Source organism: Alkalilimnicola ehrlichii (genome assembly GCF_003399765.1).
Taxonomy (GTDB): Bacteria; Pseudomonadota; Gammaproteobacteria; order Nitrococcales; family AK92; genus AK92.
Window position 1 is genome coordinate 41,969 of the sequence record NZ_NFZV01000023.1, and the last position, 26,337, is coordinate 68,305.

Annotated in this window: 23 protein-coding genes and 2 pseudogenes; 10 read left to right on the forward strand and 15 right to left on the reverse strand. The window is 58.8% G+C overall.

Features of this window, described 5'->3' with window-relative positions:
• Positions 1-10 precede the first annotated feature (10 nt).
• A complete protein-coding gene (locus tag CAI21_RS17865; RefSeq protein ID WP_116303540.1) occupies positions 11-1,639 on the reverse strand; it encodes a methyl-accepting chemotaxis protein in 1,629 nt (542 codons plus the stop codon).
• 229 nt (positions 1,640-1,868) lie between these two features.
• On the opposite strand from CAI21_RS17865, the gene CAI21_RS17870 reads away from it, so the two are divergent.
• Positions 1,869-3,446 carry an ExeA family protein gene (locus CAI21_RS17870; RefSeq protein ID WP_116303541.1) on the forward strand — a complete coding sequence of 526 codons (1,578 nt, stop codon included), beginning with the start codon at positions 1,869-1,871 and terminating at the stop codon, positions 3,444-3,446.
• Between the two features lie 32 nt (positions 3,447-3,478).
• Positions 3,479-4,126, forward strand: coding sequence for a general secretion pathway protein GspB (locus CAI21_RS17875; protein ID WP_116303542.1), 648 nt, complete (start codon positions 3,479-3,481; stop codon positions 4,124-4,126).
• Here the strand turns inward: CAI21_RS17875 and CAI21_RS26130 are convergent.
• The 3 genes from CAI21_RS26130 to CAI21_RS26140 are packed head-to-tail and all read right to left on the reverse strand — an operon-like array spanning position 4,123 to position 5,988.
• A complete protein-coding gene (locus tag CAI21_RS26130; protein ID WP_404840896.1) occupies positions 4,123-4,401 on the reverse strand; it encodes an HRDC domain-containing protein in 279 nt (92 codons plus the stop codon). The genes CAI21_RS17875 and CAI21_RS26130 overlap by 4 nt on opposite strands.
• Positions 4,287-4,919: an RQC domain-containing protein gene (locus CAI21_RS26135; RefSeq protein WP_404840894.1), complete on the reverse strand. Its 633-nt coding sequence runs from the start codon at positions 4,917-4,919 to the stop codon at positions 4,287-4,289. Before CAI21_RS26135 ends, CAI21_RS26130 begins: the two co-directional genes overlap by 115 nt.
• Complete coding sequence (locus tag CAI21_RS26140) at positions 4,885-5,988, reverse strand: RecQ family ATP-dependent DNA helicase (RefSeq protein WP_404840895.1); 1,104 nt, start codon at positions 5,986-5,988, stop codon at positions 4,885-4,887. The genes CAI21_RS26135 and CAI21_RS26140 overlap by 35 nt, the downstream gene beginning before the upstream one ends.
• Before the next feature lie 247 nt (positions 5,989-6,235).
• On the opposite strand from CAI21_RS26140, the gene CAI21_RS17885 reads away from it, so the two are divergent.
• Positions 6,236-6,892 carry a cation/multidrug efflux pump gene (locus tag CAI21_RS17885; protein ID WP_116303543.1) on the forward strand — a complete coding sequence of 219 codons (657 nt, stop codon included), beginning with the start codon at positions 6,236-6,238 and terminating at the stop codon, positions 6,890-6,892.
• 38 nt (positions 6,893-6,930) lie between these two features.
• On the opposite strand, the gene CAI21_RS17890 is transcribed toward CAI21_RS17885, so the two are convergent.
• Genes CAI21_RS17890 through CAI21_RS25210 form a run of 4 tightly spaced genes read right to left on the reverse strand, consistent with a single transcriptional unit; the run spans position 6,931 to position 12,360 of the window.
• A complete protein-coding gene (locus tag CAI21_RS17890) occupies positions 6,931-8,370 on the reverse strand; it encodes a translocation/assembly module TamB domain-containing protein (protein WP_181919509.1) in 1,440 nt (479 codons plus the stop codon).
• Entirely contained in the window at positions 8,274-10,655 is a 2,382-nt protein-coding gene (locus tag CAI21_RS23330; RefSeq protein ID WP_181919510.1) for a translocation/assembly module TamB domain-containing protein, read from the reverse strand. Before CAI21_RS23330 ends, CAI21_RS17890 begins: the two co-directional genes overlap by 97 nt.
• Positions 10,652-11,506: an autotransporter assembly complex protein TamA gene (locus tag CAI21_RS25205; RefSeq protein WP_258868264.1), complete on the reverse strand. Its 855-nt coding sequence runs from the start codon at positions 11,504-11,506 to the stop codon at positions 10,652-10,654. The genes CAI21_RS23330 and CAI21_RS25205 overlap by 4 nt, the downstream gene beginning before the upstream one ends.
• Entirely contained in the window at positions 11,503-12,360 is an 858-nt protein-coding gene (locus CAI21_RS25210; RefSeq protein WP_258868265.1) for an autotransporter assembly complex protein TamA, read from the reverse strand. The genes CAI21_RS25205 and CAI21_RS25210 overlap by 4 nt, the downstream gene beginning before the upstream one ends.
• A gap of 496 nt (positions 12,361-12,856) precedes the next feature.
• Here CAI21_RS25210 and CAI21_RS17900 point away from each other — a divergent pair, with 496 nt between their 5' ends.
• Entirely contained in the window at positions 12,857-14,431 is a 1,575-nt protein-coding gene (locus CAI21_RS17900; RefSeq protein WP_116303545.1) for a bifunctional GNAT family N-acetyltransferase/carbon-nitrogen hydrolase family protein, read from the forward strand.
• A 59-nt stretch (positions 14,432-14,490) separates the two neighbouring features.
• On the opposite strand, the pseudogene CAI21_RS17905 reads toward CAI21_RS17900, so the two are convergent.
• Together CAI21_RS17905 and CAI21_RS17910 are read right to left on the reverse strand one after the other, a co-directional pair.
• Positions 14,491-15,776: pseudogene (locus CAI21_RS17905) on the reverse strand (O-acetylhomoserine aminocarboxypropyltransferase/cysteine synthase family protein).
• A 42-nt stretch (positions 15,777-15,818) separates the two neighbouring features.
• Positions 15,819-16,289, reverse strand: coding sequence for a CoA-binding protein (locus tag CAI21_RS17910; RefSeq protein ID WP_116303546.1), 471 nt, complete (start codon positions 16,287-16,289; stop codon positions 15,819-15,821).
• A gap of 246 nt (positions 16,290-16,535) precedes the next feature.
• On the opposite strand from CAI21_RS17910, the gene CAI21_RS17915 reads away from it, so the two are divergent.
• The 3 genes from CAI21_RS17915 (at position 16,536) to CAI21_RS17925 (ending at position 18,616) form a co-directional block, all read left to right on the forward strand.
• Positions 16,536-16,946 (forward strand): PA2779 family protein, encoded by a 411-nt coding sequence (locus tag CAI21_RS17915; protein ID WP_147305166.1) that lies wholly within the window; start codon positions 16,536-16,538, stop codon positions 16,944-16,946.
• 16 nt (positions 16,947-16,962) lie between these two features.
• Entirely contained in the window at positions 16,963-17,916 is a 954-nt protein-coding gene (locus CAI21_RS17920; protein ID WP_181919511.1) for a PA2778 family cysteine peptidase, read from the forward strand.
• A 256-nt stretch (positions 17,917-18,172) separates the two neighbouring features.
• Positions 18,173-18,616, forward strand: a complete 444-nt coding sequence (locus CAI21_RS17925) for a phasin family protein (protein WP_116303549.1) — start codon at positions 18,173-18,175, stop codon at positions 18,614-18,616.
• A 50-nt stretch (positions 18,617-18,666) separates the two neighbouring features.
• On the opposite strand, the gene CAI21_RS17930 is transcribed toward CAI21_RS17925, so the two are convergent.
• Complete coding sequence (locus CAI21_RS17930) at positions 18,667-19,227, reverse strand: YfaZ family outer membrane protein (protein WP_116303550.1); 561 nt, start codon at positions 19,225-19,227, stop codon at positions 18,667-18,669.
• A 437-nt stretch (positions 19,228-19,664) separates the two neighbouring features.
• On the opposite strand from CAI21_RS17930, the pseudogene CAI21_RS17935 reads away from it, so the two are divergent.
• The 3 genes and pseudogenes from CAI21_RS17935 (at position 19,665) to CAI21_RS17945 (ending at position 22,357) form a co-directional block, all read left to right on the forward strand.
• Positions 19,665-21,112: pseudogene (locus tag CAI21_RS17935) on the forward strand (NAD-dependent succinate-semialdehyde dehydrogenase).
• 117 nt (positions 21,113-21,229) lie between these two features.
• Positions 21,230-21,826 (forward strand): TMEM165/GDT1 family protein, encoded by a 597-nt coding sequence (locus CAI21_RS17940; protein ID WP_116303551.1) that lies wholly within the window; start codon positions 21,230-21,232, stop codon positions 21,824-21,826.
• Between the two features lie 96 nt (positions 21,827-21,922).
• Complete coding sequence (locus tag CAI21_RS17945) at positions 21,923-22,357, forward strand: acyl-CoA thioesterase (RefSeq protein WP_116303552.1); 435 nt, start codon at positions 21,923-21,925, stop codon at positions 22,355-22,357.
• 149 nt (positions 22,358-22,506) lie between these two features.
• Here the strand turns inward: CAI21_RS17945 and CAI21_RS17950 are convergent, their stop codons facing one another.
• From CAI21_RS17950 to CAI21_RS17965, 4 genes are all read right to left on the reverse strand, one after another.
• Positions 22,507-23,490 carry an NADPH:quinone oxidoreductase family protein gene (locus CAI21_RS17950; RefSeq protein ID WP_116303553.1) on the reverse strand — a complete coding sequence of 328 codons (984 nt, stop codon included), beginning with the start codon at positions 23,488-23,490 and terminating at the stop codon, positions 22,507-22,509.
• Between the two features lie 17 nt (positions 23,491-23,507).
• On the reverse strand, positions 23,508-24,518 hold the full coding sequence (locus tag CAI21_RS17955) for an NADP-dependent oxidoreductase (RefSeq protein WP_116303554.1): 1,011 nt from the start codon (positions 24,516-24,518) through the stop codon (positions 23,508-23,510).
• Between the two features lie 85 nt (positions 24,519-24,603).
• Positions 24,604-25,368: an SDR family oxidoreductase gene (locus CAI21_RS17960; RefSeq protein WP_116303555.1), complete on the reverse strand. Its 765-nt coding sequence runs from the start codon at positions 25,366-25,368 to the stop codon at positions 24,604-24,606.
• Positions 25,369-25,520: 152 nt separating this feature from the next.
• Positions 25,521-26,198, reverse strand: coding sequence for a TetR/AcrR family transcriptional regulator (locus tag CAI21_RS17965; protein WP_116303556.1), 678 nt, complete (start codon positions 26,196-26,198; stop codon positions 25,521-25,523).
• Positions 26,199-26,337 lie beyond the last annotated feature (139 nt).

Genomic DNA, 26,337 nt, shown 5'->3' on the forward strand with positions numbered 1-26,337 from the left:
CAGTACGTTCCTAAACCCGGAACTTCGATACCATATCCTGTAACTGTTCGGCCAGACGCGCCAACTCTTCGCTACTCCGGGTCGTTTGCTGCGCCCCTTCAGCGCTTTGCTCAGCGACTCGGCTAATGGTGGTAATACTCTTATTCATTTCTTCCGCCACTGCATCCTGCTGCTCGGAGGCACTGGCAATCTGAGCATTCATATCATTAATGGTGGTGACGGCCGCCGTTATCGATGCCAAGGCCCGCCCGGCGGCTTCCGCCTGCCCGACCGTTTCCTGGGCGCGCTGACGACCGACCTCCATTGCCTGGACGGTTTCTTCGGTGCCTTGCCGCAAACGCCCGATCATACTGTTGATTTCTGCGGTTGAACTTTGCGTTCGTTGCGCCAAAGCACGGACCTCGTCGGCAACCACAGCAAAACCGCGGCCCTGCTCGCCGGCGCGCGCAGCTTCGATCGCGGCATTCAGCGCCAACAGATTCGTCTGCTCCGTCACTTCGCTAATCACGCTTAGAACGGTGCCGATCTCGCTGCTGTCTTGCTCTAGGCGCCGAATCGCCTGCGAGGCGTTCTCGACCTCAATGGCCAGCGACTGAATATTAGTGACCGTTTCGCCAACTACCCGGCTACCATTACCGGCAGCCTCGTCCGCCTCCCGCGCCGCAGCGGCTGCCGACGCAGCATTACGGGCAACTTCCTGCACCGTGGCCGCCATTTCGTTCATCGATGTTGCGACCTGGTTGATATCGGTTTGCTGCGCCCGCACCCCCTGCGAGGTCTGCTCGGAAACGACCGCCATTTCCTCGGCAGCGGAGGCAACCTGAGTAACCGCATCGCGCAAGCGGCTGATCATGCTCCCTAATTGCGTCTGAATCTGCTTGCCGCTAATGGCAATCTGTCCCAGCTCATCCTGCGTCATTTGGGAGACGGGTTGCGTAAAATCACCTTGGGCCAAGCGGTCCAGATCCGTGACTAAACGCTTCGCCGGTGCGATGATTCCCCGCTGAACGAGTGTTAAGAACAGGAAGAAAGCGACCACAATGCCTAACAGAACAAAGATAACCGTCCATACCACTCCGTTGCGAACCTGAGCATTCGCTACCACCTCCCTTTGCTCCATATCGGCAACCAGGAAGTCCTGTACGTTGGCCAAGTACCTTTGCAAATGCCCATGGTAATCGCCAACCACCTGATTCCCGCTACGAGCGTGGTAATCGCTACGTACAAAAACCTCGCGCGCCTGACCGTAAAGGGCATCCAAACGACCGTAACGCGTCATAAACGCGCTCATCGCTTGTTGGGCATCGGCATTATGCAAACGCTCCGTGGTCTGCGCTGCATACTCTCGAACTTCCGCCCGTTGCGCCTGTAACGCCGACCAATTCGCATCGAGTTCCGCCCGATTCTCGCTATTAACCAATAAATGCTGCCACGCGATAACCTCTTTCCTGAAACTATCGTCCAATTTATCGTGGACACCAATGGTTTCCATGTCTGCACGCAACGCTCCCAGGTAGCCTGTGAGCGTGCTGCCGATGTAAACCGCTCCCACAACCACGGCGCCTAGCACCAAGGCAGTCCCGGAGCCAGTCGCCAAAAGCAGCTTATTGCGGATACTCGAAGTAATAAGCTTGAGCATGAACCTATGTTCCCTGTCAGGCGGTAGTAGAACTCTGTATGGTCTTAACTATCGGCAAGCAGCGAATAAGTATTACAATCAAGATCAAATTAAATAAAAAACGCCGCTTCCCGTTTGAAAGCTCAGCGGCCGCAAAAGCGGGAACTTCTACGGCTGCCTGCTAAACTAATGCGGCTAGAGATGTGAGTCCGTGTTGCCCCCAAAATACTCAGGAGCACCGTTCGTCATCATGTATGAGCGCCATTTCGGGCTAACCGAGCGGCCATTTTCGATTGCCCCCGATCCGCGCTACCTCTACTTAAGTCCGCGTCACCGGGATGCACTCGCACACTTGCACTACGGCATTAGCGAAAGGGGCGGTTTCGTGGTACTTACCGGCGAAGTCGGTACCGGCAAAACGTTAATTGCCCGCTCGTTGGTCGGGCAACTGCCTCCGGAAGTCGATCTCGCCCTGGTACTCAACCCGAATCTCACTGTCCGTGAGTTTTTGTTCGTTATTCTAAACGAGCTAAACATTGCACTGCCCAAACGCACCCGCAGCATTCAAGCTCTGGTCGATGCGCTTAACCGCTATTTGCTCGATAACTATGCGCGCGGGCGTCACACGGTGATACTGGTCGACGAAGCACACTGTCTCAACAGTCTCGTACTGGAGCAGGTACGTTTGTTGACGAATCTGGAGACGACGCGAGAGAAGCTGTTACAGATTATCCTGGTCGGCCAACCCGAACTGCGGGACCTATTGGCACGGCGCGATTTACGTCAAGTCTCGCAACGGGTCACCGCTCGCTTTCATCTCACCCCCTTAACCGCCGCCGAGACGCACGCTTACATACAACACCGGCTACAGGTCGCCGGCGGCAATACGCACTTATTCGGCTGGGGGGCGACTAAGCTCATCCATCGCACGAGCGGAGGCATTCCGCGGCTGATCAACGTCACCTGCGATCGCGCTTTACTCGGCGCCTACGCCCAAGGCCGTAAGCAAGTCGGTATAAGCACCGCGCTTCGGGCGGCGCGAGAAGTTGCCGGGCACTCCAGCCATAAGGGATATCGGGTTGGCGCCATAGCGGCCGGGGTATTATTGGCAGCGAGTATCGGCTGGACAATGAGCACTCATGTCGCCTCCGATAGGGACAAACCGCTTGCGCTTACCGATGTCGGCGCGGCTCAGGAACCTGCCATAACGCTATTGAGTTGGCTCAAACGTAATAACGCAACGCGATCGCATACGGCGATGAGCGACCTCTTTGCGCTGTGGGGCGTTCCGCTACAACGAGAGATCGACCTCGATGCCTGCGAGCAGGCTCGCGACGTCGGTTTACAATGCTACTTCCAAAATGCCGATTGGGGCGCTATACAGCGGAAAAACCTACCGGCCATCATTGAACTAACCGACACCGAAGGCTCGCGCTACCGCGTATTATTGCGCGGCTTCGACGACCGGCAGGCTACGCTGCAGGCCGGGCGCAAACAGGTGGTTTTCCACATTGAAGATATCGATCGCTACTGGTCCGGCGAGTATTTGGTGCTTTGGCGACCGCCGGCGATCGGCCGCGAACTCATTACACCGGGTAGCCAAGGCCCCGCCGTCGATTGGTTAGTCCGGCGCTTGGATCGCATCGAAGGGCGGCCTCCCTCAACCTTTGAAGGCTATGCCTACGACGATGCCCTCACCGCTCGGGTACGCGATTTTCAACGGCGGTTCGAGCTGGCCGACGACGGCATCGTCGGCCAACACACGCTCGTACATTTATCTGCCGCAGCCCCGGACCCATCGCAACCCAGGTTGAAACAGCATCCGTAGAGCGGATGCCGGATAGGTACTAAGAGCAGCACATGTCGTTCATCCTCGACGCCCTCAAGAAATCGGAACAAGAGCGCCAGCGCGGCGAACGCTCCTACCTCGACCTCGAGCACGCGCCGCCGCCGGCACGCACCCGTACGCTACTTGTTTGTTTACTCGCAATGGGGTTGTTTCTCAACGCTGCCTTCTTAGGCTGGTACGCCTGGAATCAGCAAATCGACCATGCCACGACCGACACGGCTACGCCGCTGCCGAGTAGCCCATTGCCGACAGCAAACGAGCCCGCGCTGGCAGACCTCGCCGGCGTGTCGGAACAGCCTCGCCACCCACCGCCGAACGAGCGCATAGCCGCCTCCCCCTCCGCTCCGGCCCGTACCAAGCCAGAGCCGGCCAAGGAAACGCAACCGGCATCGGTCGCTGACGAGATTAGCCCCAACGCCCGCCCGGCCCGCGTGCCTTCCCGCTCCGAATTAGCGCCCAACGTGCAGGAGCGATTGCCGGCCCTGGAAATCAACGTACACGTCTATACGGAAGACCCAGCGGGGCGCTTCGCTTTGGTTAATCTACGCTCGGTCAGAGAAGGCGACCGCGTGGACGGGCGAGTACGCGTGGAACGCATTACCCGTACCGGCATTATCTTCGACTTCGAAGGCGAAAAGTTTCAGATCCGCGCGCGCTAAGGAGGGTCCTCGTACCCGATCTCGTGCTCGGCAATCGCGGCTATGAATTCGCCGCCGTAAAGCTCAAGCTTGCGCGCACCGACCCCGGAGATACCGCTCATCTCGCTCAGACTGCGCGGCCGTGCCTCCACCATCGCCATTAAGGTGGTGTCGTGGAAAATCACATAGGGCGGCACCCCCTGCTCTTCGGCGATGCGCCTACGGCAGCTGCGCAAGGCCTCCCAGAGGCGCTCGCTGTCGGGGTCGTCGAAATGTCCGGCCTGGCGTCGAGACAGCCGGGTTTTCGCTCTTGTCCGCTCCGGGTCCTTCCGCAACTCAAGGCTCTCTTCGTTGCGCAAAATCGGGCGGCACGCTTCGGTGAGGCGCAAACTCCCGTACCCCCGACATCGACCGTTAACAAACCGCGGGCCACCAACTGCCGGAACACCGAGCGCCATTGATTGCCATCGAGTTCTTTACCGATGCCGAAGACGCTCAGCCGGTTATGCCCGGCCGCCACCACTTTTCCGTTATCCTTGCCCCGCAAGACATCGATAAGGTGATTCGCACCGTAAACCTGCCCGGTGCGATAAACGCAGGACATCGCTTTCCGGGCGGCTTCGGTTCCGTCCCACGTCGGCACCGGTTCCAGGCAGGTATCGCAATTGCCGCACGGCTCGGGCAAGGTCTCGCCGAAATAGCGTAATAAGGCCTGCCGGCGGCAAGTCGTCAGCTCGCAGAAGCCGAGCATCGACTCCAGCTTGTGCCGCTCAACCCGTTTATGTGCCTCTGCCGCTTCGGAACTTTCCAACATCTGGCGCAGCGTTATGACATCCTGCAACCCGTACGCCAGCCAGGCGTGCCGGCAAACCGTCGCGCCCGGCACGGCCCGTTTCCTGATAATAGGCCTCCAGGCTCTTCGGCAAATCCAGGTGAGCGACAAAACGTACGTTCGGCTTATCGATTCCCATGCCGAAGGCAATCGTCGCCACCATGATGATCCCTTCTTCGCGAATGAAGCGGTCTTGATGGTGCTCGCGGAGGCGGGCGGGCAAGCCTGCATGATAAGGCAAGGCATCCCAGCCCTTTTCTTGCAGCCACTCGGCGGTGGCCTCGACTTTCTTGCGCGACAAGCAATAAACGATACCGGCATCGCCTTTATGTTCGGTCTCGATAAACCGCAACAACTGTTCGCGCGGATTGCGCTTCTGAGTGATGCTATAGCGGATGTTGGGCCGGTCGAAACCGCCGATAAAACGACGAGCCTCGCTCAAGCCCAAGCGTTGCACGATCTCTTCCCGCGTCCGGTCGTCGGCGGTGGCCGTTAAGGCTACCCTCGGTACGTTCGGATAACGCTCGTGCAGCATCGACAACTGCAAATACTCGGGCCGAAAATCATGCCCCCATTGGGAGACGCAGTGCGCTTCGTCGATCGCGAACAAACCAAGCGGTGCACGCTCTAAAAGCTGTTGCACACGCGGATTGGCCAGCCGCTCCGGCGCCAGGTAGAGCAAATCCAGCTCGCCACGCAACAGCAGCCTTTCGATCTCGCGCCCTTCGTCCAGCGTCTGCGTCGAGTTGAGATACGCTGCTCTGACACCGGATTGCTGCAAGGCGTAGACTTGATCTTGCATTAAGGCGATCAACGGCGAGATTACGATACCCACGCCGTCGCGAATCAAGGCAGGGATCTGATAGCACAAGGACTTGCCGCCGCCGGTCGGCATCAGCACCAAACCGTCGCCGCCTTCGCCGACATGCTGAATAACGGCCGCTTGCTGACCGCGAAAGTCCTCATAGCCGAAGACATCGCGCAGCACCGCGCGAGCGCGGTTTAACACGCTGGTGTCGGCTTGAGTGTTAGGCGCAACAAGAGAACTCACGACAAACGGCTACACAACGGCTTGTGGGAAATCGCCCGAGATGATACAGGCTATAAGACGACGAACAACAATAATACTAACGAAACCGTGACTCAAGGCAATACGACGCCCGTTGGGAACCGATCGATGTTAGTGTTCCATTTTATAAGTTCGTTGCATTTATGAATTCCGGCCGCCTTGGACGACGTTGTGCGGCCTGGCCATAGAATGCAACGAGCTTATGCAATAGACCCCTAGGAAGCATATTGTGAGCACACTGACGATAGCGGCATTGAGCGTAGCGTTATTAGGTATGCTGTTCAGCCTAGTCGCCTATTTCCGGCTAAAACGGCGACGTTTTCTAGCCGCGGGCGGCAACGGCATAACCGCTTGTTGTTTACTATCGCTAGCGGGGCTTGGCTTCGCCGTCGGCCTGAACCTGCATACATACCAGCGCCTGACGCACGAGCAACCCGTGGCGACGCTCGAATTTCGCGAGCTCGCCCCTCGCCAGTACCTGGCTCGCCTTAGTCTACCGGAATCCGATGAAGTACTGCTGTTCGAGATCTACGGCGATGAGTGGCAACTCGATGCCCGCATCTTGAAATGGCAGGGCATCGCCACCGTGCTTGGCTTCGACACGCAGTATCGTCTGGAACGGATCGCGGGCCGATATCAGGACGTGGAGGGCGAACGTAGCCAGCCGCGCTCGGTCTACGCGCTCAGCGACGATGCCGGTGTCGATCTATGGCGCCTCGCGCGGGACAACCAGCGCTGGTTACCGTGGGTCGATGCCTATTACGGCAGTGCTGCCTATTTGCCGATGCGCGAGGGTGCGCAGTATCAGATCGCCGTTACCCAATCGGGCCTGGTTGCCCGCCCCGTAAATCAGTCGGCGAGAGACGCTGTCGGCGGATGGCGTTAATACGCCGCAGCAGCGGCAAATCGAAAGATGCTCGGCCGTTAGAACTCGCGGGTAAAGAATAGATCCAGCGCGTTTTCCACGCCTCGTAAGGCCTCCACATAAACCCGAGGGCTTAGATGATAACGAATCGTTAGCTGCTGCACTGGCTCGAAGACGCCTACGCCGTACCGAAGAAACAGGTTTGGCGCCAAATAACCGCTCACCAGGAACTGCGCTTCGTCGCCTTCGCCCTCAACGTCCAGGGCTAAGTCCTCGACACCGAGTTGTTCCGCCACGCCCCCAGCCAGCTCCTGCCCGCCCAAGGCACCAAGCGCCAAGGCCGCCTGCGTCAACGCCGCACCGCCGCCGGGCCCGGCCTCGGCCAATGGGCGCCCGCGAATGATATACGAGAGGATATCCTCTTGCGGCATGGCCGGCTCGGAAAACAGCTCGGCACGCGGGTCCTCCGGCTGGCCGGCCACGCGAATACCGGCCGTGACCGTCTCCACTACCCGCACAGCTTCGATACTCAGCTCAGGCTCGGTCACCGGGCCTGCGAAAATCAGTCGCCCCTCGCGAATGGTCAAACGTTGCCCGTAGGCCTCGTAACGACCGTCCTCAACGCGAATCTCGCCAAAGCCTTCCGGTACGCCGTCGGCTTCCTGCCGTAAGCGCAAAGAGCCGGCCAGACGACCGCGGACGCCAAACCCACTGAGCTGGACATTGCGCCCTAACACGACTTGGATATCGGCAGTGATCCGCCACGGGGAGTCCACCTCGTCAGTATCCGGCTCATCGTCCTCCGGGCGGCGGACAATCACTACATCGCGCGACACAGGCACCGCTTGCGAAGGCAAATCCTGCAGCGTCACATTCCCGCGCGGCACGTTCACCCGGCCAGTAACGCGAACCGCACGGGGACGTATGGCCACCGCAAGATCCGGCGACACTTCAAGGCTTGCTATAGGTTGATAAACGGCCTCTAGGCGCTCGCCCTGCAGCTCCACGTTCACACGCCAATCCGCCAGATCGGCCCAATCGGCATTGCCGCTTAAACGGCCTTCGCCGCGGCCGCTGCGGAACTGCCCTTCCAGCTCCGCGCGCGTACCATCGATTTGCGCGGCAACGGCAATACCATCCAGTTGCATAGGTAGCTCCGGCGCTGCCACTGCGCCGTCTTGCAGACGGATCTCGCCGGTAAATCTGGGCTCGTCGAGCGTTCCGCCTAGGCGGCCGTTCGCGTCGATCACACCTTCCAACCGCTGAATATCCGGTAACAGAGGCCGTACAATAGCAACCTGCAAACCATCCAGCGAGACATCGCCCCCCAGCCGATAGCGCTCCCCATCGGGCTCGGCGCGCAATGCAACTTCGGCACGGCCTAACGCATCCGACTCCAGGTTCAAGCGAGAAACCAAACCCTCGGCATCGAGGCGGGCCTGCACGCCAAACGTTTGATAGCCAAGCTCAAGCGCGGCCTCGCCATCTTGCGAGAGCAACAGCTCGCCGCCTTGGCTATGCGCCTGAAAGAGGACTTCCGGAGCGCTCCCCTCCTCCCAGCTGCTCGCAAGTCGGCCTCTAACGGGCCGCTCAAATGCACACCGGGGGGCGACCAAAATGCCAGCCACCCTAGCCGATAACCGCGTAACGACACCGACACGGCGCCGGCATGCGCTGTGAGCGCCGCATCCTCGTCCATGCACAAGCGCCCGTCTCGGTAACCCCAGCAATGTCGTGCTACCGTCAACTCCGAACGCTCGCCGTCCCATTGGATCGACACGCTCTCTAATAGCTCCCAGGGTTGATTGGGCGGACCGACGGCAGCGGAGCGCAGCTCACCCCGCCAAACCTCGTCTTGCAAAGCGCCGATAACGGACAGTTCGGTTTCTACCGTTTCCAGCCCGACATAGGCCCGAGCAGCGGCAACGAGTTCGTGTTCGCTCAAATCGCCGGCGAGTTGGCCGCGCACATATTCGATGACTTGGTCGCCGGCAACGATATCTCGCAACTCCCACTGTAAGCGGCTATGGGCTTCGCCGAGCGCCTCGATCGAGCCCCGTATGCGGGCACTCGCCACGCTCAGCTCGTCATTCCACGCGAAATCGTCGGCCCCCACTTCGAAGGCGATACTCGGCGTCTCAAGTGCACCGCTGAGTTGGAAACGGCCATGCCCGCCACCACCGAGCTCGGGCATCAGCAACGCCAAATTAGGCAGGTCAAAGCGGCCGTCCAGCTCCCACTCGTCGGTCAAACGGCCCACCACTTCGATAAGATTAGCGCCGTTGGCAATACGTAAACGGTTGACCGTCCAATGCTCTTGCTCATCTTTCCCAACGTCGGCCCGCAACGCGAAGGGATAACCGCGCAACATCCCGCCGACCCCCTCGGTTGCCACCTGTAGCCGCCATCCCGCCTCGCTCACTGCACCGACACTGGCCAGCCGTCCGCTAATCTGGCCGGGAAAATCTTCCCAGAACTCGCCGGGATTTAGCTCATCGGCCGCGAGGTGAACATCCCACGCGAAAGCATCCGCCCAATCAAGGCGCCCGCTGGCTACTAACGCGCCGTCCAGCGTCAGTAGTTGTAACCGCTCGAGCAAGAGCCCTTCGGCATTGCCCTGAGCGAGCAGCGACACCTCCGCGGCTGGAAATTGAGCACCGTCCAAAGCGGTGTTAAGGTCGAGTCGGTAATGATCGAGGCTGCCGGCGACCTGTAAGCTACCGCGATCGGCCTGCACGAGATCGCGATCGTCAAGCGGCCAGCCGAGACTTTCCCACAGCAACTCGACCTCGAACGGTAGAGTCGGCTGCAAGGGTTGCAGACGTCCGGCGAGCCGCGCATCGACCGCCCCGCTCAACTCCCCTTCCAAGGCAAGATTCGGAATCGATTCCCGTAGCCGCAGTGCAAGCCGCGCCGGGCCGGCCTCCAACAGATCCGGTACTTCCAGGTCAAGGTTTAGATCGATGCGGTAATCGCCGCTAAGCTGCACGTCGCCGAAAGCACGCGCACGCCCCAGCTCATGCTCAATCCGGAATTGATCCAGCGCTAGCCGACCGTCGTCGAGGCTTCCCGCCACGGCAAGCCAGCGCAGATCCCATTGCTCGCCGCCGCGCAATAAGCGTCCGCCATAGAGGCTGAACTCTTGGACTTCAATCGTTAGCGGCAAGCGCACTTCGGGCAGTTCGAGCGGGCCCGCGGCTTCTAATGCGGCCGTTTCCGTTGTCGCCTCGGCGACGGCCGGCTCGGGTAACGCCACGTTTAAGCCGGCCAAGTGCGCATGGGTTAGCCGCAAATGATCGCGTACGAGGCTTCCGCCCAGCTTGGCCTCAGCAAGGTGCACCTCAACGTCGTCAACGCGCACGCGCAATTCGGTAATCACCGCTTCATGCAGCAAGATCGCCACCGGCAACCCGAACTCTCCAGGCTCTGGCGCGTCTCGCTCGGTGTCTTCAGCGCTCGTGGCAATGTCGATTTCCGCCTTCTGAACGCGCACGGCATTAAGGCACACTCGGCGCTGGATGAGGCAAGACGCATTCCATAAAACCTGCGCGCTCGGCACAGCAACCTGAATATCGGCATCGCGCCAACTAAGGTCTCGAACCGTTAACCCCGTCCATAAGGAGCCGTTCTCGACCGTAAGCGCCAGACGCTCTTCGTAATCGGTGGCTACGCCCGCCAACCATTGCGCCCCGGCGGTGGTAAACACCAGCCAGGCAAGCAGTACCGCCGCACCTGTCAGCAGGCCGCCGAGTACGATGAACAGCGTTTGGAGAAACCGCGTCATAGCTGCGTCCCCAAGGAGAGGTGCAGCCGCAAGGGTACACGCTCTTCGCGCAGCGCCCAGGCGAAATCCAACCGAACGGGGCCGACCGGCGAAACCCAATGAAGACCAAAGCCCGTACCGACTTTGAATTCTTCATCGAAACTCATCATTGCATTACCGCCGTCGGCGAATAATGCAAAGCGCCAGTTGTCACGAAACTGATAACCATACTCGGCGCTAGCCACCGAAAGATAACGCCCCGGCCCCAGACTTTGATAGGCATAACCGCGCACGCTCTGATCGCCGCCGGCATAGAAGCGTAAGTACAAAGGCGTTTCGCTAAAGCTTTCCGTTTCCAACGCGCCGAGGTCGCCGCGTAGCAACAACCGGTGGGCATTATCATCGCCAAAGCTACGCAGCCATCGCATACTCACCCGCGCCCGCCCGAGCCAGATATCGGAACCTAAGGTCGGGTGGGTCGCTTCAAGACTATAGAGCTGGCGGTCGCCCCAATACGGATCGACGCCTCCCCGACTACGCGTCCGGCTCCAGCTGGTGCTCGGCAAGAAAAGCTGGGTGGTACCGCGAGTACCGTCTTGATCGAACCGGTCGCGCTCCCAACGAAAAGCGAAACTACGGCGCCAACCGCTGCCGAGGTACTGCTGACGCTGAACGGCCGCGGTAAAACGCTCGCTATCCTCGACGTCGAATTCTTCCAAGCGGAAGCCGAACTGGAACTCCAGCGTGTCGTTAATCGGATCCTCCAGCGGAACGATGTAGCGCGTTAGCAAGCTCTGCCGCACCTCGGCAACTTCCAAGTCCGAACTGAACTTATGCCCATAGCGATTAACCCAGGCACGGTCCCAGATCAATCGCGCTCGGGGGCCGGTATCGGTCGAAACGCCGACACCGACACTAAGTTGATTGGGGGGCGCTCGCTGAGTTCGACCGAAATAGGAATACGATAGTTCTCCGCAAGCTCCTGTTGCGGCAAAACGCGCACATCGTCGAAATAACGGCTTTCCGTTAAGTTGCGATTGAATCTTGCAACTAAACTGGCCTCGTACGGCGTCCCTGGCTCGAACGGCACCATCCGCTCCAGCAAATTGTCGGTAAACGGCGTGTCGTCAAAGAACACTTCCCCTAGGGAATACCGCGGACCACTGTCGTAATGCAGAATAATCGCCGCTTCGTTGTCGACGCGGTCTACCTCAATCCGTTGTTCCAGGTAACGGCCGTCAAAGTACCCTCGGCGTAGGGCAAGATTGAGAATCGCTCGCTTTGCCCCTTCATACTCGCCGTGATGCAACCCGCGCCCCTCGCGGATGGCCAAGCGCTGGGGCAATTGCCGAAACGCCTCATCATCGGCGGCATCGCCGGTAAAGCGAATATCGATCCGGGTTACCTGCACCCGAGGCCCTGGATCGATATGCACCCGAATGAGTTCTTCGCCATTCTCGGTATCCCGGCTGACGCGAATCTCGGCGTTATAGTAACCAAGCGCCTGCACCGCGCGGCGCGCATCCTGCTCCGTCTGCCTCTGAAACACCCGCAAGGCGGCGCCGTTCGCTGTCGGAGGTTGCCGCACATGTGCGCGTACGTTGTCCTCCAGCGCGCCCGATACGCCTTCGATCACCAAGCGCACAGCCGCATCCAACGGCTGCGCCAGCAAAGCGAACCCGCTTAGCAAACAAATTTTAATGACTCGAAACAACGCGGTTCGCATCAACAGCTCGCGGATAGCCTTGTCGACAATGAAACACTCCGTATACGCTGCGGTCCAACGTCCGGCTCGATCGGCGAGTACCAGGGAGTGACGGTTAATAGCAACATCGCATCCATGCCAAGCGATAGCGGGAAAAGCTCTTTATTCTACGCGAGTAAGCATCTTCCCGCAGGTACTGAGATACATTGAAAGCCGGCTTGGTTCCCGCAACCTACGTTAGGGAGATGCTAAATATTTGCTGACCGGCGGCAGCTTGCCGCTATGCACCTCAAAACGCGCGATATTTAGCGGTTTGTTAGTCATTCGCCTCTTTGGCCACGTGATAGACCGAGTACAAAAGTCGGTTACACTGCTCGTCACGAGCTGAGCAAGGGTGCCTTACCACATCGGCCGCTAGGGCACCTATAAGGAAACGCCGATAGCGGCAAAAACAACGCATTGGCGCGTTTTGTTCTCGGCGTTTCCCCCAGTTAAACCGACTTTGAGCGCATTAAGCATGATCGACGACGATACCACTACCGTAGACAGCACCGATCTTGAAGAGCACCACTTGAAGTTACGGAACGCGAAACTGTCTGACTATCCCGATATCAGACGCATCATGAACGCCGTCTATGCCAACATGGGCGGCGCTTGGTCGCGCGAACAATTCAAGGCTCAGATCAACCGCTTCCCGGAAGGCCAGATTTGTATTGAGGACAACGGTCGCGTCGTCGCCGCCGCTATTACGCTGATCGTCGATTACAATCGCTTCGGTGATCAGCATACCTATGAGCGCATCACCGGCGACGGTTACCTAACCACCCACGACCCCAATGGCGACGTCCTCTACGGCGTCGATGTCTTCGTCGACCCGGAATACCGCCACATGCGGCTTGGGCGTCGTCTCTACGACGCTCGTAAGGAACTGTGCCGCCGCCTGAACCTACGCGCCATCGTGGCCGGCGGGCGGATACCCGGCTACCGTAACCACGCCGAAAAGATGACACCCGAGGACTATATCGAGCTGGTGCGTCGTAGTGAGATTTACGACCCGATTTTGAGCTTTCAACTCTCGAATGACTTCCATGTCCGGCGAATTATCCGCAACTACATTCCGGACGACGAGGCCTCGCAGGGCTTCGCGACGCTGGTTCAATGGAACAACATCTTCTACGAGCAAAAGCAACCGCTGATCGGCGGTCGTAAAGCGGTGGTACGGCTGGGCACGGTGCAATGGCAAATGCGCCGGATCGCCTCTTTCGAAGAGCTGATGCAACAAGTCGAGTTCTTCGTCGACGCGCTGGCCGGCTACAAAGCCGACTTCGCGCTGTTTCCCGAGTTTTTCAGCGCACCGCTACTCTCGCGCTTTAATCAGGATTATCCCGCCGAAGCGATTCGCGGCCTGGCGCAGTACACCGAAGAGATCGTGGAGGCGATGTCGCGCCTAGCTGTCAGTTACAACATCAACATCATTGCCGGTAGCATGCCGGTTTACTTTGAAGACGAACAGCAGCTGTACAACGTTTCCTACTTGTGTCGCCGCGACGGCACCATCGACCACCAGCATAAGCTGCATATCACGCCCGACGAGCGCGCCTATTGGGGCGTACGCGGCGGCAACTCGCTGAAGGTGTTCGATACCGATATCGGCAAGATCGGCGTACTGATCTGTTACGACGTGGAGTTTCCGGAATTGCCGCGGATTCTCGCCGAGCAAGGCATGCAGATACTGTTCGTGCCGTACTGGGTCGACACCAAGACGGGTTATCTGCGGGTACGACGCTGTGCGCAGGCGCGCGCGATCGAGAACGAGTGCTACGTCGCCATTACCGGTAGCGTCGGCAACTTACCCAATGTCGAGAACATCGACATCCAGTACTCGCAATCGGCCGTGTTCTCGCCATCCGATTTTGCCTTCCCGCACGATGCGATCATGGCCGAGAGTACGCCGAACACGGAGATGACGCTGATCGTCGACGTCGACCTCGACAAGCTCACCGAGATTCGCAACGAAGGCTCGGTGCGCAACTTCCAGGACCGCCGCCTCGACCTCTATAGGGTGCAGTGGTTGTCAGACAGCGAGGACTAAGCAGCACCTTTTCTTCCTAACACGCGGCTGGAGCGGCCTTCCCGCTCCAGCCCATCCGTTTAGCGCGCCGATTTCTCCAAAGCCTGCTCGATATCCCAAAGAATATCGTCGATGCTTTCCAAGCCGACCGAGATTCGAATCATGTCGGGACCGACCCCGGCCTTCTCCAGATCCTCCGCCGATAACTGACGATGCGTGGTCGATGCCGGATGAATCACCAGTGTTTTGCATCGCCAATGTTCGCCAGGTGACTCATAAACTGCACGCCCTCGATAAACTTCACGCCCGCCTCGGCACCGCCTTCGATACCGAAACTGAGCACGGCGCCCGCGCCCCGAGGCAAATACTTCTGCGCCAACGCATGGTAAGGGTCGTCCGCGAGGCCGGCAAACTTCACCCAATTAACGCGCGGGTGATCGCGCAGGAACCGCGCCACCTGCAACGCATTCTCGCAATGCCGCTCCATGCGTAGCGGCAGCGTTTCCAAACCCTGCAACATCAGAAAGGCGCTATTCGGCGCCAGGGTCGGCCCCATCGTACGCAGCGTTTCCACCCGTGCCTTCATGGTGAAAGCGAAATCGCCGAAGGTCTCGTAGAAACGAATCCCGTGATACCCTTCCGAAGGCTCCATCATGGCTGGAAAATTGCCGTTGTCCCAAGGGAACTTACCGCCCTCGACAATAACCCCACCCAAGGCCGTGCCGTGACCGCAGATAAACTTCGTTGCCGAATGCACAACGATATCGGCACCATGATCCAAGGGGCGGCACAGGTAAGGGCTGGCCATCGTATTGTCGATGACCAACGGCAAGCCTGCCTCATGCGCAATCGCCGCTACGCGCTCGATATCGATGACGTTACCCATCGGGTTGCCGATAGTCTCGGCGTATAGCAGTTTCGTTTTCGGCGTTATCGCCCGTCGGAAATTCTCCGGATCGTCGGGATCGACAAAATGCGCTTTAATGCCTAAGCGCTTAAACGTCACGTTCAACTGACTATAGGTTCCGCCATAGAGCGTGCGGGCTGCGACCAGCTCGTCCCCCGCCTCAAGCAAGGTCAAGAGAGCCGTCAATTGCGCCGCCATGCCGGAGGCAACCGCCAGCGCCGCTCTCCCCTGCTCCAACGCAGCCATCCGCTCTTCGAATACCGCTGTCGTGGGGTTCATCATGCGGCTGTATATGTTGCCGAAGGTCTGTAGATTGAACAGACTCGCCGCGTGATCGGTGCTGTCGAAGACGTAAGAGGCGGTCTGATAGATGGGCACTGCCCGACTACTCGTTGCCGGATCGGGCAGCTGCCCGGCATGCAAGCATAAGGTTTCGAAACCGAATTCTCTGTCAGCCATCGCTGATATCCCTTTGTCGCGGCCGCACACGCAGGTGCGCAGCTAGTAAGGCAAGGTACGGGGGCGCTTGGAAGAAATAACTTTCGTGTTAACGCCGATGAAATTCAGCCCCCCGAACAAACGGGCGTACTCGATCTTCATACAACGATCCATGACCACCTCCAGCCCGGCATCCCGAGCACGCGACGCCGCCGCCTCATGGACGACGCCGAGCTGCATCCAGATCACTTTGGCACCGATCGCAATTGCTTGCTCGACCAAGGGCGGCACATCAGCCGGTTTGCGAAAGATATCGACGACGTCGATCTCCCCCGGCACCGCCTCCAGACTCGGATAGCACCGCTGGCCGAGCACTTCTTCATAGGCCGGGTTAACCGGAACCACTTCGTAGCCGTGGTCCAGCAAATACTTCGCCGCAAAATAACTGGGCCGATACCAGTTGGCGGACAAACCAACCACCGCAATTCTCCGGTGCTGGCTTAAGATACGCCGCAGCGTTTCTATGTCTTCCACAGAAGCTCTCCTAATCCAGGAAACACGCCCTCTTGCGCCGGCATTCTCCCACAACTCAGCGCGAAACACTCGGCTGAGGAAACGCAAAATGCCCCTTGCCCCTGCTGGCAAAACAAGTCATCCGGCATGGTACAGCTACCACTTCAACTTGACCGGCAAACGGCTACCCCCATGTATCAGAAGTACCGCCACCGCGTTTCCTTAACGCTATCCACGTATTGTTGTCCCAAGCGAAGGGAGTAGACCATGACAAGGAGATGCCATATCCAGCGCGGCTTCGGCTTGTTGGCCGCATGGATTTTCTTGGTCAGCTCTATAGCCATTCCCAGTGTAAATGCGCAGCTCATCGACACCGCAACAATCGTCGAACAACAGCGTACCGAAACAACCCGCGCAGAGCTTAAAGCCTTGCTGGAGCGAGAGGAAGTCCGCCAGCAACTGCTCGCCTGGGACGTGGCGCCAGAGCTAGCCGAGCAACGAATCGATGCGCTAACCGATGCGGAACTACACGAGCTGGCACAGCACATGGAAGAGCTGCCGGCCGGCGCCGGGGTCGTAAACGCGCTGCTATTGGTCTTCCTGGTGCTCTTGGTAACCGATATCCTTGGCGTTACCGATATCTTCCCCTTTGTTCGGGGTGCTGGTTCCGGCTATTAAAGTTAAACGAGTTCTCGTGACTAAAACCGCTATCAATCGTTTTGTTTTCGTCGCCATTGTCGCAATTCTCGCAGGCTGCGCCAGCCTCGACCGGCAAGCTCCGGGCGAGCTGGCGCCACCCCCCGAGCCGATCGAGTTGGCCGACGTTCCTTTCTTTCCGCAAACCGAACATCAATGCGGGCCGGCAGCACTCGCAACCGTGCTCGCTTGGAGCGGAGTCGAGACAGACGCGGAGACACTCAGCCCGCAACTCTATATTCCCGCACGAGAAGGTACCTTGCAGCACGAAATCGTCGCGCAGGCACGCCAGCACGACCGTCTGGCTTACCAGATACCGGCAGAGCCGCAAGCACTGCTCGCCGAACTCGCCGCCGGCAACCCGGTTTTGGTCCTACAAAACTTAGGCTTGAACTGGCTACCGTACTGGCATTACGCGGTCGTCGTCGGTTACGACCCGGAAGCAGACCACTTCATCTTGCGCTCGGGCACCCACAAGCGACATACCACCGCGAGGCGAACGTTCGATCGGACCTGGGCTCGCAGTAACCGCTGGGCCATCGTTGCCGTCGAGCCGACGGAGGTACCGGCTTCCGCCGCTCCGTCCAGTTATTTGGCCGCGGCCTTCGAGCTCGAACAAGCCGGCCGCGTTGACGCCGCCCAACATGCTTATCGTAGCGGCTTGAAACATTGGCCAAACGAACCCAATTTGGCTTTGGCGCTAGGCAACAGCTACTACAGCGACGGCGATGTCGATATGGCTATCGATATCTACCAACATGCGATTGCGCGCGGCGCTTACTCCGGTCCGCTATACAACAATCTCGCGACGGCATTAGCCGAGCGCGAACAGTGGGCGGCCGCCGAAGCGGCGGCGCGGTCGGCAATTGCCCTAAACGATGCGCACCGGGAGCATTACCGTAAGACGTTGACCACCATCCGGTGTCGGCAAAGTAATAGCTGTCAGCCCTGATAAAGAGCTGCAAAAGTTTCCCCTGGACTTTTCGGCTCGCCTGCCCTGCGAGCCTATGTAGACTCACAGGGCACCGCGTCGATCGGGCGCTTAGCGCTTGATCGACGGCCGGCACATTCCTGTGCCGCTTCGACGGGGGGTGCCGAAATAACTTTCTGCACGGCGATAAACTGAATTGTTGCAATGCACAACATTGCTTGCTATGCTGCAACGCAACAGTCATTGAAGGCCACTCAAACCGGCGAGGTACGCGCACATGTTCGATCAAATGTTTGGAAGCAGCAACGCGCAGTTGGAAAGCACCTTGGCGGCGGCCAAGGAGTTCAACCGGCTATCCGTTAACACCTTGGAAAAACTGACCACGCTGCAAATCGACGCTGCACGCAGCTACACCGAGTTCAGCCTGGAGCAGGTCCGCAACGCTTTGTCGATTCACGACGCGCAAGGCTTGCAAGAGTTCCTTTCCAGCCGCCCGAAAGCAGCGGAGGAATTCGGCAAGAAAGTGCAACAGGACCTCAAGACGTTGACCGACTTGTCGACACAGTTCAGCACCGAAGCGCAAAAGCTGGCTCGGGAACAATTCGCCGGCATCGCCAGCCAGGCGAAAAAGCCGCGTAAACGGGCTACCTTGCCCAGCGCAGTAAAAAGGCCGCTGACGTTAACGTCAGCGGCCTTTTTTAGTCCAATCGCGCTTGCGTAGGAAAACGCTTAACACCAACCACGCAGGCTCTCACCGCTAAAGCGACGACCTCAAAAACCTAACCGCAACCCCACATGAAACTCGTCGTCGAGCTTGTAAGTCCCGCCTTCGTCCAGCCGTAAACTCAGTTCGCGCCAGCCGACAAACACGGCAGCGTTCGGCAGCAACTGGGCTTGCACGCGCGCGCTCCATTCGCGCACGCGGGAAGCATCGCCAAAGGTCAGTATATTAGGCGCAATAAAACCGGATAAAGAAGCCGTGACCGGCGTGTTAGGGATGGTATAACCGACACCGCCCCCTATAGCGAAGGAAGCGACGTTTTCGCTCGGCTCATCGACCCGAATAGCATACCCTTTCAAGCCAACCGCAAAACTCACGTAATCGTCCATCCGACCAAAGGACTGGAGACTGGCGTGGGCAGCGATATCGCTGTCGTCGTTAAATAGGAGGCCCACACCCACGTCGCCGTCCTGAAAACCTAATCCGTCAGCGGCAGTGGCATAGGTGACCTCGGCCATGTTGTCGTTCAGCTTAAGGTCGATACTACTGCTCGCGTAAGCGGACGGGGCCAGGCCCAAAGCCGCGAGGGCAACATATAGGACTCGACGCATTGCGCGCTCCTTATCTAGCAGAGGTTGTTTAAAGGCGCTGTTCTCGGCTACCGCACCCCACGAGTGTTCGCCGGCATGCTACCAGTTCATCATCTTCCAGGAAACGCCGGACCTCCCGCTCCGTTACAAGCTCCTATCCGCGTCGCAGCGACGCAAATGCACCTTTTGTAATGGCGAGGTCCCCAACACAATTGGAGAAACGGGAAACCGTCGTCGCTCCTCGGGAACGAATAAAGCGAACAGTCGAAGGCGGGTACGCTTGTTAGTACCGCACTGAGTAGCATAAGGTCAAGGATGAAGAAGACAAACCGGTTGGGGCATTAGCACTCCGACACCAATTCGACGGGTACCGAGGTCCGTTGGGGCGACCGGGGGCAGTGCGCAAGCAACTTCAAACGCCTTAACGCCCGAAAGCCAACACAGACGGGGACTTAGCCATGCTCGACTCACCACTGCTCAAAACATTTGAAGGTTTTATCGACGGCCGCTGGCAGGCAGGCAGCGGTAAGCATACGCTATCGGTATGGAATCCGGCCAACGGCGAGGCATTGGCCGAGATCTCCGCGATGGAAAAGGCCGACGTCGAACAGGCCATCGAAGCAGCGAGCCGAGCCCTCGTTCAACACAGCCCCCTGGCCGAGCGGCGGCGCTGGTTACAGCGTATCGACGAGGCGTTGCGCGAGAACAAAACCGAGCTAGGCCGCATCCTCACCCTGGAACACGGTAAACCGTGGAAAGAGGCCGAACTTGAGGTCGAGTATGCGGCGGGCTTCTTCCGCTACTGTGCGGAACATATCGATCAGCTCGCACCGCACCCGGTCCCGGAACGGGCCAAAGGCCTCGATTGGACGGTGTATTATCGGCCGGCGGCGTTGTGGGGCTCATCACCCCTTGGAACTTCCCCATCGGCATGATCGCGAAGAAACTCTCGGCCGCGCTCGCCGCCGGTTGCCCGAGCGTAATTAAACCCTCGGCGAAAACGCCGCTGACCATGCTCGCCTTCTTTCATCTGCTCGAACAAATCGGCTTACCAAAAGGGCTGGTTAATCTCGTTCTGGGGCAGGCCAGTGTCATCGGCGATACCTTATGCGAAGATCCGCGCGTGGCGATGATCAGCTTTACCGGCTCTACCGAAGTCGGCAAAGATCTAATTCGCAAAACGGCCGATCAGGTTAAACGACTAACCCTGGAACTCGGCGGCAACGCGCCGTTTATCGTTTTCGAAGACGCCGACCTCGACCATGCCGCGGATCAATTGATGGCAAACAAATTCCGCGGTGGCGGCCAAACCTGCGTATGCGCTAACCGGGTATACGTCCACCGCAGTATCGCCGATAATTTTGCCGAGAAAGTCGTCGCGCGCGTTCGCAAGCTCCAAGTAGGCGACGGGCTTCAGCCGGAAACGGACATCGGCCCCCTAATCGACCGCGCCGGCTACCAGAAGGTCAAACGCCATCTGGACGACGCGCTCGCTAATGGCGCCGAGCGCCTATGCGGCGCAGAACCGCCGCCGCTGGAACAGGAATGGGGCGCCTTTTTCCCGCCAACCGTTGTTCGCGGGGTCAAGCAGGGCATGATCGTTACCTGCGAGGAAACCTTCGGCCCCTTGGTCCCGCTGATCGAGTTCGATAACGAAGAAGAAGTACTTGCCTGGAGTAACGATACCGAGTTCGGGCTTGCCTCGTATTTCTTTACCCGCGACGAACAGCGCGCCCATCGCGTTATCGACCGCTTAGCGTTCGCCCACACCGGCTATAACACCGGCCAAGGGCCAACGCCGGAGGCCCCCTTTGGCGGCATCAAACAATCCGGCTACGGTCGAGAAGGCGGTCACGAAGGCTTGTACGAGTTCGTTGAAGCGCAAACCGTACCGCGCGCCGGCTAGGCCAAACCCGCGAGTGGCCGCCGCCAACCTATCCACGCGGCGGCCTGTTATACTCCGAGGCCGAATCGACAGGCCGCCCTGGATGGGGCGGCCACAACAACGGCCACTCGACGTTCCATGCTAGATAATACCTTCGACCTTGCCGGTACCGACCCGTGGGTCACTGGCATTATTGCCTTTATCGTGGTTGCTTTGGCCGAAATCGGCGATAAGAGCCAACTCGTCTGCATGAGCCTGGCCACCCGCCACCGGGGCTGGCCGATCTTTATCGGCGCCAGCGCTGCCTTTATTTTATTGAACGGGTTAGCAGTGGTATTCGGCGCTACGGTCGCCGCCTGGCTGCCCGCCCAAGCGCTGACCGTGGCAGTCGCGCTACTCTTTGCCGGCTTTGGCCTGCATACCTTATTGAGTCGGGAGACGGAAGGAGAAACGAACATAGGCCCGCGCAGCAGCCGCAGCCTGGTGGTCTCGACGTTCCTCATCATTTTCGTTGCCGAGTTCGGCGATAAGACGCAGCTCGCCGTCGCCGGCATGAGCGTCACCGCTGCCCCTCTTCCGGTATGGGTCGGCGCCTCCCTGGGGCTGACTTTCAGCGCCGGCCTTGGGATCGTCGCCGGTCGTACAGTGTTACAGCGTATACCAAAGCGGTTGCTAAAAGTCCTCAGCGGGCTTTTATTCCTGTCGCTGGCGCTCCTGGTGTTAGTCGGCTACTAAGCCGTGCAACGCTGCGCTGACCTCGCCCCCCGACAAATGCTATTCTTCTGCCCCATGCTGCACACGCACATTAGCACCGACTAAATAGGAGCAAGCATGAGCAACGAGCGCACGCTATTGTGGGAAGAGGAAATCAAAACCCGCTGGGGCGATATGGACAGTCTGGGACACGTCAACAATGCCGTCTATCTAAGCTACTTCGAACAAGCCCGGACGGGTTGGTTCGATAGTTTGCGCAAAGACGGGGGCTCGGTGACGGGGGCCGACCCGAACGGGCCGGTACTCGTCCATACCAGCTGTACCTATCTCCGGCCCGTACACCACCCTGCCCGACTCCTAGTGCGCTTATATGGAGAAGGACCGGGCCGGAGCAGCTTCGGCACTTCCTACGAAGTCCGCGACGCCGACGACCCGGAAATCCTCTATACCACCGGCGACGCCAAGATTGTCTGGATCGACTTTCAGAGCAATCGACCGATTCCGGTACCGGAAGGGATTCGTGCTTTGTTACCGAGAGCGGAGGCGGCTTAAGGAACTTCGGCCTTCGCGGTGCCCGGCAACTTGCCGCGGCACGCGTCTTCGTCCATTAAGGGGCAGGGAACAGTTAGCGTTGCTTACTTAATAGAAACGGGCTGCCGGTATCCCTGCAGCCCGTTCCCCGTTTGCTTGAGCGCGCAGCCTTAGTCGCGCCCGGTGGTAATGACGATCTTACCCACCGCTTTGCGCTGGAGCATGTCGTTCAAGGCCTTGGGCGCGTCTTCCAGCGGATAGGTCGCGCAGACGTGCGGCTTAATCTTGCCTTGTGCGTAGTAACCGAATAAACGCTTAAAGTTCTCCGCGTTCTTCTCCGGCTCGCGACCGACAAAACTGCCCCAGAACACGCCGACCACCTCGCAGCCTTTCAGCAAGGCGAGATTAACCGGCAACTCGGGAATTCGGCCGCTGGCGAAGCCAACCACCAGCAAACGCCCTTTCCAGTTGATCGCCCGCATGGCCGCATCGAAGGCATCGCCACCGACCGGATCGTAGATGACATCGGCGCCCTTACCGTCAGTCAACTCTTTGACCCGCTCCTTGAGGTTCTCTTCCTGGTAGTTGATCACCTCGTCCGCGCCATGCTCTTTGGCAATCGCCAGCTTATCCGCCGAGCTGGCGGCGGCGATAACCCGTGCACCCAGCGCCTTGCCTAACTCCACGGCAGCCAGCCCGACGCCGCCGGCAGCACCCAACACCAGCAGAGTTTCTCCCTCCTGGAGCCGACCGCGCTGCACCAGCGCATGCATCGAAGTGCCGTATGTCATCGGGAAACCGGCAGCGGTTACATAGTCCATCCCCGGCGGCAGGGGCAACACACGCTCGGCACCAATCGTCACCGACTCGGCGTAGCCGCCCCAGCCGGTTAGCGCCATAACGCGGTCGCCGACTTTGCAGTTGCTAACCGACTCACCGACTTCGATGATTTCGCCGGCAACTTCGCTTCCCGGCGCAAACGGCAAGTCAGGTTTAAACTGGTACTTACCTTGAATAATCAACGTATCGGGAAAGTTAACGCCGCACGCATGAACGGCGATCCGAACTTCATTTTTGTTCAGCGGCGCCGGCTCCAGCTCGCCAACCGTAAGGCTCTCCGGCGGCCCCAATTCCCTACAAACAACTGCGCGCATGTGAGTATCTCCTCGTCTTAATCTTCCGCGACTTGTAGTACCAGCTTGCCGAAGTTCTCACCCCGGAACAGCATCATGAGATGCTCCGGAAACTGCTCGATGCCGCGCACGATATGCTCTTTCGACTTCAGCTTGCCCTGCGCCATCCAACCGGCCATTTCCTGGGCCGCTGCGGCGTACTGATGGCGGTAATCGAACACCACCAAGCCTTGCATACGCGCGCGGTTGACCAGCAGCGACATATAGTTGCTCGGCCCCTTCACCGGCGTCGTGTTGTTGTACTGGGAAATTGCGCCGCAAATGGCGATGCGGGCGTGCATCCGTAGGCGAGTCAGCACAGCATCGAGGATATCGCCGCCGACATTGTCGAAGAAAACGTCGACACCATCCGGGCAAGTCCGCTTGAGGCCGGCTTTAACATCCTCGGCCTTGTAGTCGATTGCACCGTCGAAACCGAGCTCTTCGGTTAAGAAGCGGCATTTCTCCGGACCGCCGGCAATGCCGACCACCTTGCATCCCTTGAGCTTAGCAACCTGGCCGACGACCTGCCCGACGGCACCGGCAGCGCCGGAGATGACTACCGTCTCGCCTTCTTTCGGCTGCCCAACTTCCAGCAAGCCAAAATACGCGGTCATTCCCGGCATGCCGAGCACCCCGAGGTATTTGGCAACGGGCGCGAGACTGGGATCGATGGGCGTCAACTCCTTGGCGGGGACAGCAGCATACTCCTGCACCCCAACAATACCGCTCACCCAATCGCCTTCTTTGAACTTCGCATCGCGGGAGCGGATGACCTGCCCGGCGCCGAGTGCGCGCATAACTTCGCCAATCCCGACCGGAGGTACGTAGGATTTGCCTTCATTCATCCAGCCGCGCATGGCCGGGTCCAGCGATAGCGAATGCACTTTGATCAGTACTTCGCCATCCCGCGGTTCCGGAATCGGCGCCTGGCCAACCTCGAAGTCGCTGTTTTGTACTTCGCCGACCGGGCGCTTGATCAACTTGACCTGCGTATTCTGTTCGCTCATCTCCCTCTCCTCATTGCAACCGCGCAAGGCGGTCAAAACATTGTTATTGAGCGAGGCAGCCACGCGGCGCCTCGCGATAAGCGAGTTAGGCCAACATACCGCCATCGACGATGATGCAGGCACCGTTGGTGAAGCTAGCTGCGTCCGATACCAAATACAGCACCGTACCGGCCATTTCCTCAGGCTGTGCCGGACGACCCAACGGAATCCGCTCGACCGCTTTATTCCGAGTCTCGTCGTTGTTGATCAGCGCCGAGGCGAACTTGGTGTCCGTCAGGCCCGGCAACAGCGCGTTAACGCGAATATTGAACTGGCCGCATTCCTTGGCGAAGGCTTTGGTCATATTGATGACGGCGGCCTTGGTGATGGAGTAGATGCCCTGGAAATTCCCCGGAACGATGCCGTTAACCGAAGCGGTATTAACAATAGCGCCGCCGCCCTGCTCGCGCATCATCTTGCCCGCTTTAGTGGACATGAAGAAGTAACCGCGGATGTTGACATCGACAGTCTTCTGATACGCCACCGGATCGGTATCCAGAATGTGACCGAAATATGGATTGGCTGCCGCGTTATTCACAAGGATATCCAACCGGCCGTGTTCGCTCTGAATGTGCTCGAAGATGGCATCGACCGACTCCAAATCGCCCACATGGCAAGCAAACGCGGACGCTTTATTGCCGTTCTCGCGGATGCTGGCAGCGATCTCTTCGCATACTTCCTGCTTGCGGCTAGAAACGATCACGTGCGCACCCTGCTGCGCCAACAAACGGGCGATGGCCTCGCCAATACCGCGGCTGGCGCCGGTGACCAAGGCAATCTTGCCGGTCAAATCAAACATCGTCGTCTGCATTCTCATCTCCTCAACATGACGTTCATGACAGCTAAGGCAGCCTTCTCAGGCGCCGTTGTCAGCCTGTGACATTCCCTACCGCCAATTGCACGGTCAGCGGAACTCAATGGGAATCATTCAATGCTTTCCTAACGCGGATTCGACGAACCGAATCAAAAATCGGCGTAATGATCGACGCTGATATCGCGCCGATGAAACTTCCAGCGCTTGAGATACCAGTCCTGCAGCAAAGGCTTGACCGCCGCCGCCGTCAGTTCCGGTTCATCGGTCGCAAACTCACCTTCGGCAATGCCTTCCTGCAGGTAATCGGCGACCAAACGTTCCGTGGCAAGCTCTTTATCGATGGCTTTTTCCCGCGCCTCCTTGCCGAAATGGCGCGATTCCATGTACGAAAAGTAAAACCACGGCTGCATAGCCTCGGTGAGGTACAAGTGGGTTCGCAAGAACCACCGCAACTTGGCACGCGCCCCGAGGGTATCTTGCGGCATTTCGTTAAGAACCTGACGAGTCGTCGAACTCCCTAAACCCAGGATCATGTCCAGCAGGCGTTCCTTGCTCTCAATGTAGGAGTACAAAGCCCCCATACTGATACCGGTTGCCTCGCTGAGATCGCGAACGCTCATCGCCTGAAAGCCGGTTCGGTTACTGATCTCCAAGGTCTTCTCGAAAATCGCCGTCATCCGGCAGACCGCGACCTCCTCTTTCTTTACTCGGATACAGGATTGATTCTCCCGGTAAATCTGCCGGCAGACCTGGTCGCGGTAGTTCGCTACCCGGCGCTGGAAAGCCGCGTAGTCGCTTATCGCCGTGTCGCCGACTGAGTTCACCATCGAAGCCCTATACCTCACCGTTGCGCTATACGTAGAAAACGCGCTTCCACGCTTCCGTAAGACAATGGCTGGCGGCTCCCTTAATGCTGCTCGCCCGAGGAAAACAAGGTCATCTCCCAACGGCCGCTAGGATAATCGA